Here is a 17,650-nt window from a genome sequence, read left to right as displayed (position 1 = left end):
CACGCCATGCGTGGATACGCTTCTCTCACCCACCCGCCATGCGCTGCTGTGCCCGCAGCAGCTTCCGGAACGAGCCGCACTTCCGGGCATCCTCTGCCTGCGGGCAGGCCGCCGCACGTTGCAGGTGCCGGCGTACCCGTTGCAGCTGGATGATCTGCCGCTGCAGCACATCAGCCTGCGCCAGCAGGGCCTCACGATCCAGCGTAAGGCATCCGCGCTGCGGCGGCAGCGATGCGCCGATCTGCTGCAGCGACAGCCCGGCCGCCTGGCCCAGGCCGACCAGTGCCAGCCGCTCCAGCACCTGCTCGTCGTACTGCCGGCGCAGGCCGCGACGGCCCACTGCCTGCAGCAGCCCAAGCTGTTCGTAGTAACGCAGGGTCGAGGCCGGCACGCCACTGCGCTTGACCACTTCGCCGATATCCAGTTCACGCACGGGCTTGACCTCAAGTGACCTTCAAGCGCCAACCTATGGGCGACTTCCCTGCAAGGCAAGACCATGACCCGTACACCCCCCGTTGATCAGAGCGCCCTGTGGAACGGTCCTGGCGGCCAGGTCTGGGTTGCGCAGCAGGCCATTCTCGATGGCCTGTTCCAGCCCATGGCCGACCTGCTGGTGGCCGAACTTCCGGAGACCGTCACGCAACTGCTGGATGTAGGCTGCGGTACCGGTGCCAGCCTGCTGGCATCAGCCGCCGCACGCCCGGCGACACACAGCACCGGCCTGGACATCTCCGCGCCGATGCTGGCGCTGGCCCGCCAGCGCGCCGAGGCTGCGGGACTGGACGCGGACTTCATCGTGGCAGACGCGCAGCGCCATCCTCTGCCGTCCGCGCACTTCGACTGGATCCAGTCGCGGCTGGGCGTGATGTTCTTCGAGGACAGCCAGGCCGCGTTCGCCAACCTGCATCGTGCCGCGACACCCGGCGCTGGGCTGCGCTTCATCGCTTGGCGCAGTGCCGACGAGAATCCATTCATGACCACGGCCGAGCGCGCCATCGGCGATGCACTGGATCTGCCGCCCCGGGTACCCGGCGCGCCGGGACAGTTCGCCTTTGCCGACGGCGGGCAGGTACAGCGGCTTGTGCGGGCCGCCGGTTGGAAGGATGTGGAGGTGGTTGCGGTAGACCTGCCCTGCTCGATCGCCCGCGAAGACCTGCCCACCTATGTCGGCCAGCTGGGCCCGTTGGGGCTGGCCCTGCGCTCAATGCCGGAAGCCCGTGCCGCCGTGCTTCGCCACCAGGCGCTGGCTGCATTCGCGCCGTTCATCGAAGGCGACCGCGTACGCGTGGATGCCGCCTGCTGGCTGGTCCGCGCCCGCGCGTAGGAAAAGGGGACGGAGGGGATTAAGTCGTTCTTGCCCCGCGTGTGCAGGAAACGACTTAATCCCCTCCGTCCCCTTTTTCTTTACAGCGCCTCGCCGGCGTCGGCCAGGCGCGATTCGATCAAGGCGTACCACTGCTGCAGCACGTCGATCAGCATGTCCAGCTCGGCGTCGGTGCGCTGTGCGCGGCCGCTGCGCAGGCAGGCCTGTGCTTCCTGCAGCTGGGCCAGGAACCCTGCCACGGTATCGGCCTGCAGGATCAGGCCGGGCAGGCGCCGGCCCGGGATGCGCACCACGGCATGGTTGCCGAGCTGGCCGTACACGCTGAGCGTAGCTTCCGTCTTCATGGAGAGTGGCAGGAATTGGGCATTCATCGCGTGCACCGTTTGAAGACCTGAGCCGCAGGCAGGTGTGGACGACGGGGGAGACGTTGCCACGCCTGCCGGCGGTCAGGGGGGACTCGGGATGCCGGGGCACCGCCCCGGCGCAGGAGGGTCAACGTGGCTGTGCCATCCCGGCGATCTGCACGCGCCGGTTCGGCGCCAGGCAGGCAATCAGCTCGCGCCGGTTGCGCTGCCCGCACTGCACGATCGGCTCAGCCGCGCCGCGTCCTTCGGCGCTGATGCTGGCCGCAGGCACGCCGCCCTGCACCAGCGCGCTGCGCACGGCCTCGGCGCGGCGCTGCGACAGCGACTGGTTGTAGCTGGCGCTGCCGATACGGTCGGTATAGCCGGTCACCCTGATCGACTGCACCTGTGCGGCTTCGCGTACCTGCGCCAGGATGCCCTGCACCGCCTGCTGCCCTTCCGCGCTCAGCACCGCGCTGTCGAAGCCGAACAACGCGTCGGCCGACAGCCGCAGCGGCTGTTCCGGCAGCGGTGCCGGTGCCGGTGCCGGCGGGACCGGTGGCCGCGGCGGCTCCAGCACGGCCGCGCACGATTCCGGCTTCCAGTAACCCGCCTGGGCAATGCCCTTGCTGTCAAAGCGGACCTGGAACTGGCAGGTGAAATACTCCGCACCTTGCGCGGTGCGGAAGTTGAACAGGTAGTTCCACTCGCGCACGCCCCACATGCCTTCATTGAAATGCGGCGTGCCCAGCAGCGTGTACAACTGCCGCTTGCTCATGCCCGGCGCGAAGCGGCGCAGGTCGGCGACGTCCGGATAGATGCCTTCCTTCAACGAGGCCCTGGAGGCCTCCGGGAACTGCACGGCGGTGGCTTCGACGGGACCGTCGGTGGCCGGCGCATGGCTGCGGCAGGCGGCCAGCAGGCCCATCCCCAGGATCAGGCCCAGCGTAGCGGCATGTTGGCCGGCGCGGGCGATGCGATGCTGTTTCATGTCATTCCCCCTGTAGACGTTTCCGCGATGCCGGGCCGCGGGTGCGGCCCGGCGGCGGGGATCACCACTGGATGCCGGCACCGACGGCCACGCCGGCCTCGCCACGGCTGTTGGTCGAACCGCTGAACTTGTAGATCCAGCGCCCGCCTTCGGAGACACCGGAGATGCCCAGCGCCACGCCCGATTCGCCGTTGTAGCTGCCAGCCGCGATCGAGGCCATGCTGCGGCCCGCCTCGCTGGGCTGCGGCAGCGCTGCGGTGGCCATCGCCGAGGCGATACCGGCCGAAGCACGGTTGTCGGTCTTGCGCAGGTCGCGCTCGAAGCCACCCATGCGCTCGTCGGTGTAGGCCTTGGACCAGTCCAGGGTCTGCGCCATGCCCGACTTCAGCTGATCCACGTTGACCGCGTCGGTACCGGCGGTGCCAGCGGCAACGTTGCGCACCGTGGTCGGGCCGCTGCTGGTGCTGCCCAGGGTGACGCTGTTGTAGTTGGTCGCACCGTTCACCGTGGTGTCGTAGCGGATGGTGCCCTGCTGCGAGGCCTGCAGCTGGCGCACGTTGACCGCGTCGGTGGCCTGCGAGCCGTCGGCCACGTTGACCACCTGGCGTTCGGCGCCGCTGGCACCCACCGAGACCGTGTTGCCCCGGTTCGCCACCGAACCTGCACCCAATGCCACCGAGTTGTCGGCCTGCGCCTGTGAACCATTGCCGAGCGCGGTCGAGTTGGCACCGGCGGCAGTGGAGCCTGCACCACCGGCGGCGGAGTTGGCGCCGCTGGCGGACGGATCGGCCAGGTTGTTGGTGTTGTTGGCGCGGAAGCTGCCCGCCACGTTGGTGATGTTCTGGATCTTCTGGTCGGTGTACTTCTTCGACTCGTCGATGGCGTAATTCACGCCGTTCTTCAGCTGGCCGACATTGGTTGCGTCGTAGGTGTCCGAGCCGTCGGCAACGTGGGTGATCTTGCGCTCGCTGCCGCTGCTGCCGACCGAGACCTCACCGGCCGAGTTGCTGGCACCGGTCTGGCCGTAGGCGCCGGTATAGCCGCTCTGTGCGCCAACGCTGGCCACCGAACCGGCACCCAGCGCCACGCTGTTGCCGGCACTGCTGCTGGCACCGTTGCCGACCGCCACGCTGTTGGCACCGGCTGCACTGGCCTGCGGGCCGACCGCCACCGCTTCCGCACCGGCCGCGGTGGCTGCGGCCGCCGTCGAGTTCACCGCCAGGTAGGCACTGCCACCGCCACCGTTGGTGATGCGCTGGTTGAGGACCTTCAGCGAGCCATCGACGGCAGTGAAAGCGGCGGTGACGTTGTTGTAATCGCCGCTGGTGAAGGTGCCATCGGTGGCGATGCTGGAAATGCTGAACGTCGGCGCGGTCCACGCGTTGGTGGTGCCGTTGTAGGCAGTGGTGCCGCCGAAGTAGTTGGCGATGGTGCTGTGGGTGCTGAACAGCTGGTCGCCGGTGATGGCGTCGCTGCTGCCGGCCAGGATGCTGCCGGCGGCGACGTTGGTGATCTTCACCGCACCGGTACCGGTGCCCGTCAGCGTCACGCTGTTGAGCACGTTGCCACTGCCGTCGACATCGTATTTCACGGCCAGCTTGTCGATCTCGCCGGTCTGGTCGGCAACGTTGGCCAGCGAGTTGCTGACCGCATCGAAGGCGGTGCCGACGTCGTTGTAGCTGCCCTTGGTCACGGTGCCGTTGGCGGCGACGTTGTTGATCGAGTACGTCGGTGCGGTCAGCACGCCGCTGGCGCTGACCGCAGCACCACCGCCGAGGTGGGTGGCCACAGCCTGGTTGGCGGCGAACAGCTGGGCCCCGTTGATGGCCTCGCTGCTGGTGGCGCTGACCTGGCCCGGGCCGAGATTGCGCAGCGTGGTGGCGGTGCCGGCCTGGCCCAGCGTGGCGCTGGCATAGTTGACGCTGCCATCGGCGTTGAGGTCATAGCGCAGTGCCCCCTGCTCCGAGGCCTGCAGCTGTCCCACGTTGACCGCATCGGTGGCCGCGGTACCGGCCGCCACGTTGATGACCTGACGCTCTGCGCCAGCGGCACCGATGGAAACCGTGTTGGCACGATCGGCAAGGCTTCCCGCACCCACTGCGATGCTGTTGGCTGCCGTCGCCCGCGCATTGGTGCCGACCGCGATCGAATCGGCGCCGCTGGCCACGGCCTCGGTACCGGTCGAGTTCACCCGCAGGTACTTGGTACCGCCGTTGCGGATATCGGTGATCTGCGTGTTGAGGTTGACCAGCGAACCATCCACCGCCGCGAAGGCATCGGTGGCGTTGGTGTACAGGCCCTGGGCGATGGCGCCGGTGGTGGAGATCGTGCTGATCTCGAACAGCGGTGCGGTGAAGATGCCGCTGGCCGGGTCAAAGGCTGCACGACCACCGAAGAAGCTGGCGATCGCGCTGTTCGTTGCCGCCAGCTGGCCACCGTTGACGGCCTCGAGGCTGCCCGCGGTGACCGCACCGGCGGCGAGATTGCCGATGGTGGTGGTGCCGGTGCCTGCGCCGAGGGTGACCCGTCGATAGTTCGGATTGCCGCCGGCGTCCAGATCGTAGGTCACCGCAGCATCCGCCACGCCGTTGATCAGGCTGATCGCGCCCTTCAACTGCGCCACGTTGACCGCGTCGGTGTTGCCGCTGCCCGCAGCCACGTTGGTGATCTGGCGCTCGCCCCCACCGGCGGTGCCCACCGATACTTCACCGGCCGAGACCTGCGGCGCCGTGAGGCCGTAGGCACTGTAGCTGGCCTGCGCGCCACGCAGTGCGGCCGAGCGGTAGCCCAGCGCGACCGAGTTGGCCTGGTTGGAGGTGGACTCGGCACCCAGCAGGGTCTGCCCGTTGGCGGTGCCGACGGCACTGTCGCCGACGATCACCGAATGGCCCATGCGCGCGGCATAGTCGGCCGTCGGCACGCCGGTCGGGTTGCTGGGATCGTTCACGCCATCACCGGGGAAGGCGACATTGGCATCGACCTTCGGCAGTTCATGGCGTGCGTTGGCGCCGATCACCACTTCCTTCGAGCCGTTGGCGAAGGCGCCATCGCCCATCAGCACCTGGTAGTCCTGCGCGGCGTTGACGGCCCAGCAGGAGATGTCGGCCAGCGCGATGTCCAGGCACTTGGCCGCCCAGGCCGGGGAATCCTTCGGCAGCAGCAGGCCCAGCAGGCCACCCGGATTGCCGTTGTTGATGTTGTAGATGTAGCTGTCGGAAGTGACGCCACCGATCAGGGTCAGGTGCGAGCTGCCGCCCGTGGCCGCGCCGCCCAGACCGTTGAGCGTGCTGCCGACCGGCGACAGGTTCACCACCGGCAGGCCCAGCACATTGACCGTCGAATAGGTCTGCATCACGTTGGCATTGCTGAGCTTGAGATTGCCATTGCTCAGGTAGCCATTGCCGCCGAACAGGCTGGTGGTGGTCGGCCCGATCAGCTGGCCGACATTGCCGACCAGGCCACCGGTGCCGATGATCAGGCCGGCATTCGGGTCGGCCGGCGCCGGTGCCTTCGGGCTGGTCGGCGGGATCGCCGACGGCTGGGTCAGGCCGAGACTGCCCAGCGTGCCTCCCACCAGGCCACCCACGGCGCTGCCCAGGTTGCCGACAGTGCCATTGAGATTGCCGTTGAGCAGGTTGCCCACCGCGCTGCCGACGTTGCCCAGCGTGCTTCCCAGCACACCGCCCAGGCCTGTGCCGGGGCTACCGGTGGTGCCGTTGAGAATGCCGCCCACTGCACCACCGACCGTGCCGACGGTATTGCTAAGCGTGCCGCCCACCGCGCTGCCAACCTGGCCGACGGTGCCGTTCAGAGCGCCACCCACCGCACTGCCGACGGTACCGACAGTACCGTTCAATGCGCCACCGACTGCGCCCACCGTGTTGTTGAGCGTGCCGCCCACTGCACCGCCGACCTGGCCGACAGTGCCGTTCAGTGCGCCACCCACCGCACTGCCGACGGTACCGACAGTGCCGTTCAGAGCGCCACCGACTGCGCCTACCGTGTTGTTGAGCGTGCCGCCCACTGCACCGCCGACCGTACCGACAGTCCCGTTCAGAGCGCCACCCACGGCGCCGCCGACCTGGCCAACGGTGCCGTTCAGAGCTCCGCCCACCGCACCGCCGACGGTACCGACGGTGCCGTTCAGTGCACCGCCGACTGCGCCGCCAACTGTGCCGACCGTGCCGTTCAGAGCACCGCCAACTGCACCACCGACTGCGCCGACCGTGTTGTTGAGCGTACCGCCCACTGCGCTGCCGACCTGGCCAACGGTGCCGTTCAGAGCTCCGCCCACAGCACCACCGACCGCACCGACCGTGTTGTTGAGCGCGCCGCTCACGGCGCCGCCAACTGTGCCTGCCGTGCCGTTCAGTGCACCGCCAACTGCACCACCGACCACGCCGACTGTGTTGTTGAGCGTGCCGCCCACTGCACCGCCGACCGCGCCGACTGTGCCGTTGAGTGCACCGCCCACTGCGCCACCGACTGTTCCGACAGTACCGTTCAGAGCGCCGCCCACTGCGCCACCGACCGTGCCTACCGTGCCGTTCAGTGCACCGCCAACCGCACCACCGACTGCGCCTACCGCGTTGTTGAGCGTGCCACCCACTGCACCGCCGACCGCGCCGACTGTGCCGTTGAGTGCACCGCCCACTGCGCCACCGACTGTTCCGACAGTACCGTTCAGAGCGCCGCCCACTGCGCCGCCAACCGTGCCAACGGTGCCGTTCAGCGCACCACCCACCGTGCTACCGACCGCACCCGCGGCACCGTGAAGCGTCCCGCCGACAGCATCCACTGCTCCGCCCACCAGACCGCCGACGCCCAGCGCGCTGTGCTGCGCGGCTACGGTTGCCTGCCCGGCCAGCTTCAGGTTGCGATCGGCGACTACTTCCTGGCCGTCCGGCGCCTGCACGCGCACCTTGCCCGCGGCGCCGGCATCGAACGCGGCACTGATGGCGCGATCATGCGTGTCACCCGGCAGTTCCTCCTTGGCCGGCGGCGTGACCGCCGCCGTCGCCCGGGCCTGGCCCTGCCCCTCGATGTGATGGCCAGCCACCGCCAGATGCGCGTCGGTGTCGCCGTCGACAGAGGCCTTCAGGGACGAACCGCTGAGGCCCGCTGCCGCCTGGGCACCCGAATCGATCGAAGCGACCTGATGGCCAGCGATGCCGACCTTGGCCCTGGCGCGCGCATCGGCAGCCACGCCCAGCGGCGCCTGCGCGCCCGGCGCAACGTGCGCTGCCAGCGATGCATCCACCTGTGCCGCCTTGATCGCAGTGTTGCCCAGGCCGACAGTGGCGCGTACATCGGCCGCCAGCGCCGGCACGGCCACCTGCTTCGGCGTGGTGTTCGCTGCCAGCTTCACCTGCACGGCGGCCGGCAATACGTCACGCACCACCGGCAGCGATGTGGTGTTCAACTGCAGGCCCAGGCGAGCGTCCGGACTGATCGCGGGGCTGCTCTGCGCCTGTCGCGCGGCGGCAGCCAAGGCCACTTCCGCATCGACCTTGACCGGCATCGGCTGCGCATACTTCGCCGCAAGCGCTTGCAGGTCGCGCAGCGACTGATTGGTTTCCGATGCCCCTGCGTGGCCGCTGGCCAGCGCGCACAGCAGTGCCAGGGCCAGCGCGGTGGGCATCAGCAGGAAGGCGCGCGGATCGCGTGCGGCGCCGCCGCCGCTGTCGCCGGTGGCCAGTTCCGAGGCCACAACCAGAGCATTGAGCTGGCGGTTCCATACACGCCGGTAGATGCGGTTCATGAGCATTTCCCCCGTAGGCGAACAACTGGAATGTCAGTGGACTTGCCGTTAGGCAGGTGACTGACATTTCAGCGGTTGCAACGGTGGCGGCGCACTTCAATCCGGCACGGCAATCGCGCATTCCGGCAAATCCACGGCCGGAATCGGCAGCCGTTTATGCAGAAGCGGCAACATGATCGGCAAGCGGATGTGCAATTCCGGCACGAATGCCGCGAAAACCCTTGCGGGGCTTGGCTCAGGCCGGCTGGCCGATCTGCGCGGGCGCGCGCATCAGGGTATCGCGCGGCAGTTCGCCGAATACCTTGCGGTAATTGTCGGCGAAGCGCGAAAGATCCCACAGGCCGCAGCTGAGGGCGATGGCTTTCACCGAGCGACGGCTGGAATCGGCCATCGACAGGCTGCGGCAGGCCGCGCACAGGCGCAGCATGGAGAGATACCGGTTGGGCGAGGTTCCAAACAGGTCCTCGAACGCATAACGCAGGCCGCGCTCGCTGACCCCAGCCGCATCGCAGATTTCATTCATGTAGATATTGCGGCGCAGGTTGAGCCGCATGAAGTTCTCTGCCCGCTGTGCGATCAGATAATGCGTACGCCGTGCACGGCTGCAACCCGGGCGATCCGCCGCACCGGCACCCAGAAGGGCCTGCACATGCTCGTGCAGCAGGGTTTCAGTTTCTTCCGGCTGCAGGCCTGCACCCTGCCCCAGCTGCAGGTGCAGCTGCTGGTAGTGGCGTGCCAACGGCGTGCCTTCGCTGGCCAGATTGAACAGTGACAGTGCCTGGCCAGCGGGAGGCGTGCTGCGCAGGCTCAGTTCGGTCAGCTTGCGCTGCACCCGTGCCACCGGCAGCAGCATCAGGGTCATGTGCGTGCCTGGGCTCAGGGTGAACTCACTGATGCCTTCCGGCATGATCGTCAACGCCATCCCCGGCGTGAGCGGTACGCCATGGCACCAGCTCAGCGTCTCATCGGTGGCGTGCAGGTACCCGAGCATCGCCCAGTCCGGCGGCAGCATGAAACGGCCGCGGCAGTGGAAACCGCAGCTGATGCTGCAGAACAGGGCTTCCTCGTGCACGCGCGAAGCGAATGCCGCACGTGGCCCATTGCCATCGAGCAGCAGCAGTTCGACATCACAGACACGAAGCACGCCGCTCAGCGTGGCCAGGTCTATCGACCGCAGGCCGCTGTCGCCGCTGTCTCCTACCCCACCATCGACCATGACAGTGTTGTCCCCCGTTGATCCGCCATGCGATGCGGCCCCCACTGCCTGACAGGGCGCGCAGCGATCCAGAAACCACTTCCGTTGTCGTGCAGGCCGCATCGGCTCCGATGCGGCCAACCATGGAAATGCAACAGCTTGAATGCGAGTATGCCCGATAATCGGCGAAGGTAAACCCGCGGGCTGCAATGAAGAAAAAAGATACACAGATGAAGAAAATGTCGGCGCCATTGGCACGGTCTTCGCATGCGCCGGAAAATGGAAATCACATAATCTGCACGACCATGAATCGTTTTGCCTTCGAACGGATTCTCGTCACAGAAACGGCCTGAAATTTTCAGCATCGCGGGGTTTCTGCCGAATTTGCATATAGGTTCCTGTTGCAGCCAACTTCCATTCAGGCAAAGTCGATAGCACGGTGATCCGGCCAACTGATCCGGCCGCACCCAGGGGGACAGCATGACCACGCACGCATCATTGGATGCCTCGACCACCGGCCCCGGGCCGAGCGGTCGCGACCGTGCGGCTGGCGGCCTGCCTGGAGACGATCACCCTGCTTGAGCACAGCGGGCCCATCCCGCCGTGCCTCCTCCGCCAGGACGCGCGGAGGCCCACGGACGATCCCGGCGGAGCCGGGCCACCGCCCAACGCAGGTGTACTGCATCCGCAGACAGGTAGAGGGAGACATTGGTCATGAACGCATCGATCCGCAAATTCCTGAAGGAAGAAGACGGTGTCACCGCGCTCGAGTACGGGCTGCTGGCTGCCGTCATCGCTGGTGTCCTGATCGCGGTCGGCAACGACCAGATCAAGGGGTTCTTCGAAACGCTGTTCAAGAACCTCTCCGCACTGGCCACCAAGGCGTCGGGCTCGACGACCTGAGCGGCGACCGCGCGCGGCCGGCAGAGCCGCGACGGTGGGGCGCATGGAACCAGGCGAAGACCGTCCAGTGACGGACGACGGAGTGTGCGATGACACTGCTGGGATTGTTGGCCATCGGCGTATGCCTGCGGATCGCGATCAGTGATCTGTATGCCCGTCGGGTGCCCAACGCCTGGCTGATCGCCGCTTGCGTGATCGCCACCGTGGTGATCGTCTTCGGCCAGTTCAGTGCGCCGCGCCAGCCGTGGCTGCCCCACGTTGCCGGCGCGGCGCTCGGCCTGTTGGCGCTGCTGCCGTTCTATGCCCTGCGCTGGATGGGCGCCGGCGACGTGAAGTTCTTTGCCGTGCTGGGGCTGATGCTGGGCTGGCAGGCGCTGCTGCCGGTCTGGCTGGTCGCCAGCCTCGCCGCCGGGTTGCACGCCGTGCTGGTGCTGGCGGGCCGGCGCCTGGGCGTGTTGCTGCCCGGGCACCTGCAGATGCAGGTGAATCGCACCAGCACGCAATGGCACGCGCATCCGGCCCTGCGCGACATGCAGGCCGCACGCCAGGGACGACGTGGCATTCCCTATGCCGCCTACCTCGCACTCGCCGCCATCGGCTGGGTGCTGGCAAGCATCAACGGAGGTGCACCATGAACATCCGCAGCCCGCGCCGGCAACGCGGCGTCGCCAGCATCGAGTTCGCCCTGATGCTGATGCTCGGCCTGTTGCCGCTGCTGCTGTTCACCTTCTCCGGGGTGATGATCATGGCAGCGCAGCAGACCCTGGCCACCGCCTCGGCCGAAGGTGCGCGCGCCTCGCTGCGCTACGGCACGGCCGGCGAACGGCGCACCGCCGCCTGCGTCGCCGCACGCACCTCGATGCAATGGCTGCTGCAGTTCTCCAAGCAGAACGTGGACTGCAGCGCGGGGGGCAGCAATGCCATCGTGGTGTCCGCGCAGGCGCCCTGCGCCGGCCTGGCCACGGCCCAGTGCATGACCGTGACAGTCAGCTACGACTACGCCAGCCATCCCTTCCTGCCCGGCACCGCCACGCTCTACAAGTGGGTGATGCAGGCTCCCATCCGCAGCGTCGCGGTCGCCCAGCTCGATCTCGGCAGCGGCAACTGATGACCGGTATTTTGGAGACGGTTCCATGCTCAAGTTGACCCGCATCGCTGCCGTCGCCCTGATCGGCCTGGCCGTGCTGCTGGCGCTGATCGCCTTCATGATCGGGCGCAAACCGGCCGCACCGGTCACGGCCGCGCCGATCGCGCACAACGAAGTGCAGGCCATCACGGTGGTGGAAGCCGTGGCGCGCCTGCCCGCGGGCGAGCCGATCAGCGCCAACGACCTGCGCCTGGCCCAGCGCACCTCCCCCGTCGCCGGTGCCGCCACCAGCATCGCCGCCGTGGTCGGCAAGGTGCCGGTGCAGGACATCGCCGAAGGCAGCCCGATCAGCAGCAGCGCATTGGCACAGGGCTTCTCGCTGCAGCTGCGGCCGGGCGAGCGCGCACTGGCCGTGCCCGTGGACGAACTGGTTGGTGCCGGCAACCGCATCCTTCCCGGTGACTTCGTCGACGTCTTCCTCAACCTGCGCAATGCCCAGCCCGGCATCAACAGCCCCGCCGAAGCCGCGCAGACGCGCCTGCTGCTGTCGCGCCTGCGCGTGCTGAGCTATGGGCAGCAGGACATCGCGCCGGTCGCCTCGGAAGCCACCTCCAATAGCGAGGCCGACACCCGCAACGACCCGCGCGCGTCCGACATCACCGGCAGTGGCAGCAGCCACAGCAGCAATGAAGCCCCGCAACCCGCGCGCAGCGCGGTGCTGGCGGTACCGGTGGCCGACGCCAATCGACTGCTGCTGGGTGCGCAGCAGGGCAAGCTGTTCCTGGCGCTGCGCAATCCCGCTGATACGGGCCTGCCCGACCTCGCACTGTTCCCTCAGTCGCGCGGCGTGATCGATCCGCTGCGTGGGCTCGACGCAGAGCAGCAGCTGGCACTGCAGCGCCCGGAGAACCATGCCTTCGCCGGTATCGACGGCGACGCGCTGGCCGGCCGCGGCAGTGCCCCGCCACGCAGCAACGCGGATGCACCCGCGCGTGCGCCGGCGCCCCGTCGCAGCGCCCCGCGCGCTTCGGGTATCGAGATCATCCGTGGCGACAGTTCCGCCCCCCGTGGCTCCCTTTGACCTGCATCGAGCGCATCCATGACCGAACGTCGCCGCCGTCCACGCCTTTCTCCCCGCCAGCGGTGGCTGGCCCTGATGCTGGTGCTGCTGGCACCGGCAACGAGCGTGGCCGCCGATGACCTGGTGCTGCAGGCCCGTGAGCAGCGTCCCTGGAACCTGCCGGCCGACCTGGAACGGGTGGCCATTGCCGACCCCGGCGTTGCCGACATCGTGATGCTGCGCGGCCAGCGCCAGGCGCTGCTGGTGGGCAGGATGCCCGGCACCACCACCCTGCTGCTGTGGCACCGCAAGCAGGCCGAGCCGCAACGGGTGACAGTACGGGTGCAGAGCGCCGTACAGGGTGCGGCCAGCACCGGCGGCAACGATCTGGTGTTCACCCAGCAGGACCAGCAGGGCCTTTTGCAGGGAAGCACTGACAGCGTGCTCTCGCACATGCAGGAACAACGCACGGCGGCGATGGCACTGGGCAAGGAAGGTGCGCTTGCCGATACGTCCACCATCAGCAGCGGCGGTGTGGTCCAGGTCGAGGTCAAGGTGGTCGAGTTCAACAAGACCGCGATGAAGCAGATCGGCATCAACTTCCAGAACCGCAACGGCGGCTTCGCCTACGGCTTCGCGCGGCCCGGCACCGGGTTGCCGGGCAACACCGGCCTGCTGCCCGGCATGAAGGAAGGCAACAGCAGCAACGAGGCCGTCTCGCCGATTTCCTCGGCATTCCGCCTTGTTTTCGGCTCGACCAAGGGGCTGTGGAACGCCGATGTCGAACTGCTGCAGGCCAATGGCATGGCCCGCGTACTGGCCGAGCCGACGCTGGTGGCGCTGTCCGGGCAGAGCGCCAGTTTCCTGGCCGGTGGCGAACTGCCGATCCTGGAACCGCAGGGGCTTGGCACCACCACCATCACCTACAAGCCGTTCGGCATCGGCCTGACGGTGACCCCGACCGTGCTGGCAGCGAACCGCATCGCGCTGAAGGTAGCGCCCGAAGCGAGCGACCTGGACTACAGCAATGCCATTGTGCTCAACAACGTGCAGATTCCCTCGATCACCACCCGCCGCGCCGACACCACCGTCGAGCTGGGTGATGGCGAGAGTTTCGTCATCGGGGGCCTGGTCAGCTCCAACATCGTCTCCAACGTCAGCAAGATTCCGCTGCTGGGCGACCTGCCGATCATCGGCTCGTTCTTCCGCAACTTCGATTACAAGCGTCAGGACAAGGAGCTGGTGATCATCGTCACCCCGCGCCTGGTGCAGCCACTGGCGCGCAACACCGAACTGCCGCTGCCCGGCGAGCGCGAAGCCAGGCCGCATCTCCCCGAGTGGGGTTCCTGGTTGCTGGGTCCGGTCAGCCAGGACCCGGTGCCCGGATTCTCGCGCTGACTCCATGATGCCTGCGATACCACGCCCATGCCCTACGCCACCGCCCAGCCGCTGCATCCGCAAGGACCGCCAATGAACCTGGTCCTGTACGGCATCGACCGCGAACTGCTGCCCCGGCTGGCCGCCAAGCTGCCGCCGAGCACCGCCCTGCATTGGCAGGACAGCAACGCCCCCACCTCCGCCCAGGACCTGCAACGCGGCCCGCAGAGCCTGGTGCTGCTCGACTTCCGGCCCGAGCATGCGGCCGCCTCGAGCGTGCTGGCGCAGCAGCTGCAGCAGACCCAACCGGACCTGCCGCTGGTGGCCGTGGGCGCCACCAGCGCCGGCCAGGTCGAAGGCGTGGTGATCGCGCTGCGCGCCGGCCTGCGCGATGTACTGGACCTGGACAGTGACGACGCAGGCATCGAGGCGGCCTTGCGGCGCGCCCTGTCTCCGCGCCCGGCAGCGGTTGCCCAGCACGCACACAAGGCACGCCTGATCGTGCTGCTGGGTGTGCGCGCCGGCGTCGGCACCAGCACCCTGGCCGCACATCTTTCGGTGCTGGCGCAGCAGACGCGCGCCCTGGCCCAGGGCGAAGCCGTGCAGCAGGACGGCCTGCTGATGGAGCTGGCGCAGCCCTCCGGCGACCTCGCGCTGTACCTCAATCTCGACAGCCGCTTCCACTACGAAGACGCGCTGCGCAATGCCAGCCGCATCGATGCCACCCTCGCCCGCACGGCCATGGCGCGCCATGACTCCGGGCTGGTGCTGCTGGATCGTGCCAGTGGCAGCGATGCCGTTCCGCCCTCGGATCCTGGCGCGCTGCTGCAGCGCCTGCGCGGCGTGTTCGCCAGCGTGCTGTGCGATGCCGGCGGCTGCCCGTTGCGGCAGCTTCCGCCCCTGTTGCTGGACCAGGCCGACGAGATCTGGCTGGTCACCGATGCCTCGATCGCCACGCTGGTTTCTCTGGACCAGGCCCTGAAGCACCTGGCGGGCCAGCGTGAGCGCGAGAAGCGCCTGCAACTGGTGATCAACCGCCACGATGACAGCAGCGGCATGAGCCCGGAACAGATCGCACGCCGCTTCGAAGTACCGCTGCTGGCGACGCTGCCCGAACGACCGCGCGTGCGCCTGGCCGCCAGCCAGGGACACCTGCTGCTGCAGGATGCCCCGCGCGACCCCTATCTGCGTGCCCTCGCCCCGCTCGTGTCGCGCCTGGATCCGGCCGCCTGCCCGGTCCAGCCGCATGGCCTGCGGGAAAGACTCTCCCTTGCCCTGGGTGGATCGCAATGGAAGACAAGGTAACCCCGTTCCCGCATGCCGTTGCCCGCCCGGTACTGCCCGAATCTGCCCCGGGCCACCTGCCGTTCGCGCAGACCGAGCAGTACCAGAAGGTGCTGTCGGCCGCGCATGAGCATCTGCTCAACAGCATCGAGGACGAGCGCATCGACATCGATTCCTGGGCCCCGGACACCATCGCCCGCTGGGTGCAGGTGCAGACCGTGGGCTTCATCCAGGAATGGCGCATCCCGATCAACGAAGAAGAGATGCAGGTGGTCGCCGAGGGACTGGTCAAGGAGCTGACCGGTTTCGGCCCGCTGGACGACCTGCTCCACGACCCCTCCATCGAAGACATCCTGATCAACGGCTTCAAGGACGTGCACGTTTCGCAGGGCGGACAGCTCAAGCGCGCCACCCAGCGCTTCACCGATGATACCCACCTGCTGCGCATCCTGCGCCGCATCCTCGCCCCGCTCGGCCGCCGGCTGGATGATTCCAATCCGATGGTCGACGCGCGCCTGCCCAACGGTGGCCGCCTCAACGCGATCATCTCGCCGCTGGCGGTGGACGGACCGATGGTGTCCATCCGCAAGTTCCGCAAGGACCCGTTCACCCCCGACGAACTGCTCGCCAAGGGCACCTTCGACGCACCGATGCAGGCACTGCTGAAGGCGATGGTGCTGGGGCGCTGCAACATCCTGGTCTCCGGCGGCACCAGCTCGGGCAAGACCTCGCTGCTCAATGCCCTGGCCAGCTACGTGCCGGCCGATGAGCGCGTCATCACCGTGGAGGACACCGCCGAGCTTTCGCTGAACCATCCGCACGTGGTGCGCCTGGAGAGCCGCATCGGCGGCGCCGAGGGCCAGGGCGCGGTCAGCATCCGCGACCTGGTGCGCAACAGCCTGCGCATGCGCCCGGACCGCATCGTGGTCGGCGAAGTGCGCGGCGCTGAAGTGCTGGAAATGCTGCAGGCGATGAACACCGGCCATGACGGATCGATGGCCACCATCCACGCCAACACGCCGCGCGACTGCCTGTACCGCATCGAGATGCTGGCCGGGTTTGCCGGCTTCCAGGGCAGCGAAGACAGCCTGCGCCGGCAGATCGCCAGCGCCATTGATTTCATCGTGCAGATCTCGCGACTGGGCAGCGGGCGCCGGGTGCTGGTCTCGATCACCGAGATCACCGGGGTCAGCGACAACCTGATCACCACCCAGGAGATGTTCCGCCACGAGGTGCAGATCGATGGCACCGGCCGCGAGACCGACCGCTGGATCGGCCTGGGCTTCCATCCGCATTCGCACAAGCTGGAGCCGTTCCGCCAGCAGCTGCGCGAATCACTCTACGGGGACTTCTGAACATGGGCACCGGCCTGCTGCTGGGCGTGTTGAGCATCATCTCGGTGCTGCTGGCGCTGGCCGTCTGGCTGTGGGGTACCGCCAGCAGCCGTGAACAGCGCCAGGCCTCGCTGCAGCACACCGAGCAGCAGCTGGCACGCGGCAGCACGGCCGGTGCGGTGCCGGCCGGGCCTGCCGTTGCGGCGGCGAACGATTCGGCCCGCCCCGCCAGCAGTGGGAGCCGCGCATTACCCTGGGATGGCGTCCTGCAGCGCGCCGGCCTGCAGCCGGGCTGGAAGCTGCCACTGATGCTGCTGGTACCGGGACTGGTGCTTGCGGTCGTGGCGGCGGTGCGGCTGGGCACGGCCTGGATGTTTCCGCTGACCCTTCTGCTGTACCTGCTGGGCTGCTGGCTGTGGGTGATGCGCCGGATCACGAGACTGCGCGCGCAGCTGCTGCACCAGATGCCGGACTTCCTCGACAACCTGGTCCGCCTCACCGCGCTGGGCAACAGCCTGCAGGCCGCGTTCCAGGTGTCTTCGATGCAGACCAGCGCGCCACTGCGCGGCCTGCTGGACACCACGGTGCGCTATGCGCGCAGCGGCATGGAGCTGGATCGTGCATTGAGCCTGGCCGCACAGCCGTACCGCATGGACGTGCTGAAGGTGCTGGCGGTGGTGATCGGGGTGAGCGTGCGCATCGGCGGGCGCGCCGACCAGATCCTGCAGCGCATGGGTGATTTCATGCGCGACCTGGAGCAGGCCCAGCAGGAGTTGGCCGCCACCACGTCGGAAACCCGCATGTCGGCCTGGGTATTGGGGCTGCTGCCACCGGCCAGTGCGGTGCTGATGGCGATCTCCAGCCCGGCGTTCTTCCAGCCGGTGCTGCATGACCCGCTCGGCCACAGGATCCTGCTGATCGCACTGGGCCTGGAACTGCTCGGGGCGTTGCTGCTGTACCGCCTGGCCAAATCGCTATGACCGCCCGCAG

At 68.1% G+C, this 17,650-nt stretch carries 14 protein-coding genes; 9 read left to right on the top strand and 5 right to left on the bottom strand.

Annotated elements, in window-relative coordinates; translation table 11 throughout:
• Nucleotides 1–25 precede the first annotated feature (25 nt).
• Complete coding sequence (locus E5790_RS18555; RefSeq protein ID WP_046431094.1) at nt 26–433, bottom strand: MerR family transcriptional regulator; 408 nt, start codon at nt 431–433, stop codon at nt 26–28.
• A 63-nt stretch (nt 434–496) separates the two neighbouring features.
• On the opposite strand from E5790_RS18555, the gene E5790_RS18550 reads away from it, so the two are divergent.
• On the top strand, nt 497–1,324 hold the full coding sequence (locus tag E5790_RS18550) for a class I SAM-dependent methyltransferase (RefSeq protein ID WP_032962545.1): 828 nt from the start codon (nt 497–499) through the stop codon (nt 1,322–1,324).
• Nucleotides 1,325–1,404: 80 nt separating this feature from the next.
• On the opposite strand, the gene E5790_RS18545 is transcribed toward E5790_RS18550, so the two are convergent.
• From E5790_RS18545 to E5790_RS18530, 4 genes are all read right to left on the bottom strand, one after another.
• The gene (locus tag E5790_RS18545) at nt 1,405–1,695 is read right to left on the bottom strand and encodes a hypothetical protein (RefSeq protein WP_014037513.1); all 291 of its coding nucleotides are present in this window, start codon (nt 1,693–1,695) and stop codon (nt 1,405–1,407) included.
• A gap of 121 nt (nt 1,696–1,816) precedes the next feature.
• A complete protein-coding gene (locus E5790_RS18540) occupies nt 1,817–2,659 on the bottom strand; it encodes an OmpA family protein (protein WP_111205565.1) in 843 nt (280 codons plus the stop codon).
• 61 nt (nt 2,660–2,720) lie between these two features.
• Nucleotides 2,721–8,420, bottom strand: coding sequence for an ESPR-type extended signal peptide-containing protein (locus E5790_RS18535; protein WP_111205566.1), 5,700 nt, complete (start codon nt 8,418–8,420; stop codon nt 2,721–2,723).
• Nucleotides 8,421–8,655: 235 nt separating this feature from the next.
• Complete coding sequence (locus E5790_RS18530; protein ID WP_032962548.1) at nt 8,656–9,636, bottom strand: helix-turn-helix transcriptional regulator; 981 nt, start codon at nt 9,634–9,636, stop codon at nt 8,656–8,658.
• A gap of 693 nt (nt 9,637–10,329) precedes the next feature.
• On the opposite strand from E5790_RS18530, the gene E5790_RS18525 reads away from it, so the two are divergent.
• The 8 genes from E5790_RS18525 (at nt 10,330) to E5790_RS18490 (ending at nt 17,640) form a co-directional block, all read left to right on the top strand.
• Nucleotides 10,330–10,518, top strand: coding sequence for a Flp family type IVb pilin (locus tag E5790_RS18525; RefSeq protein ID WP_005416979.1), 189 nt, complete (start codon nt 10,330–10,332; stop codon nt 10,516–10,518).
• Between the two features lie 89 nt (nt 10,519–10,607).
• On the top strand, nt 10,608–11,153 hold the full coding sequence (locus E5790_RS18520) for a prepilin peptidase (protein ID WP_049440890.1): 546 nt from the start codon (nt 10,608–10,610) through the stop codon (nt 11,151–11,153).
• Entirely contained in the window at nt 11,150–11,626 is a 477-nt protein-coding gene (locus E5790_RS18515) for a TadE/TadG family type IV pilus assembly protein (RefSeq protein ID WP_032962550.1), read from the top strand. The genes E5790_RS18520 and E5790_RS18515 overlap by 4 nt, the downstream gene beginning before the upstream one ends.
• A gap of 25 nt (nt 11,627–11,651) precedes the next feature.
• Nucleotides 11,652–12,686: a Flp pilus assembly protein CpaB gene (cpaB, locus tag E5790_RS18510; RefSeq protein ID WP_049440892.1), complete on the top strand. Its 1,035-nt coding sequence runs from the start codon at nt 11,652–11,654 to the stop codon at nt 12,684–12,686.
• Nucleotides 12,687–12,704: 18 nt separating this feature from the next.
• A complete protein-coding gene (locus E5790_RS18505; protein ID WP_049440895.1) occupies nt 12,705–14,063 on the top strand; it encodes a type II and III secretion system protein family protein in 1,359 nt (452 codons plus the stop codon).
• Nucleotides 14,064–14,090: 27 nt separating this feature from the next.
• On the top strand, nt 14,091–15,347 hold the full coding sequence (locus E5790_RS18500; RefSeq protein WP_041863560.1) for a fimbrial protein: 1,257 nt from the start codon (nt 14,091–14,093) through the stop codon (nt 15,345–15,347).
• A complete protein-coding gene (locus E5790_RS18495) occupies nt 15,332–16,681 on the top strand; it encodes a CpaF family protein (RefSeq protein WP_014647459.1) in 1,350 nt (449 codons plus the stop codon). The genes E5790_RS18500 and E5790_RS18495 overlap by 16 nt, the downstream gene beginning before the upstream one ends.
• A 2-nt stretch (nt 16,682–16,683) precedes the next feature.
• The gene (locus tag E5790_RS18490) at nt 16,684–17,640 is read left to right on the top strand and encodes a type II secretion system F family protein (protein WP_046431116.1); all 957 of its coding nucleotides are present in this window, start codon (nt 16,684–16,686) and stop codon (nt 17,638–17,640) included.
• The last annotated feature ends 10 nt before the right edge of the window (nt 17,641–17,650 follow it).

The organism is Stenotrophomonas sp. PAMC25021 (genome assembly GCF_004795795.1).
Lineage (GTDB): Bacteria > Pseudomonadota > Gammaproteobacteria > Xanthomonadales > Xanthomonadaceae > Stenotrophomonas > Stenotrophomonas muris.
Note: the sequence above shows the minus strand (reverse complement) of the source record. Positions and strands in the feature narration are given on the sequence as shown.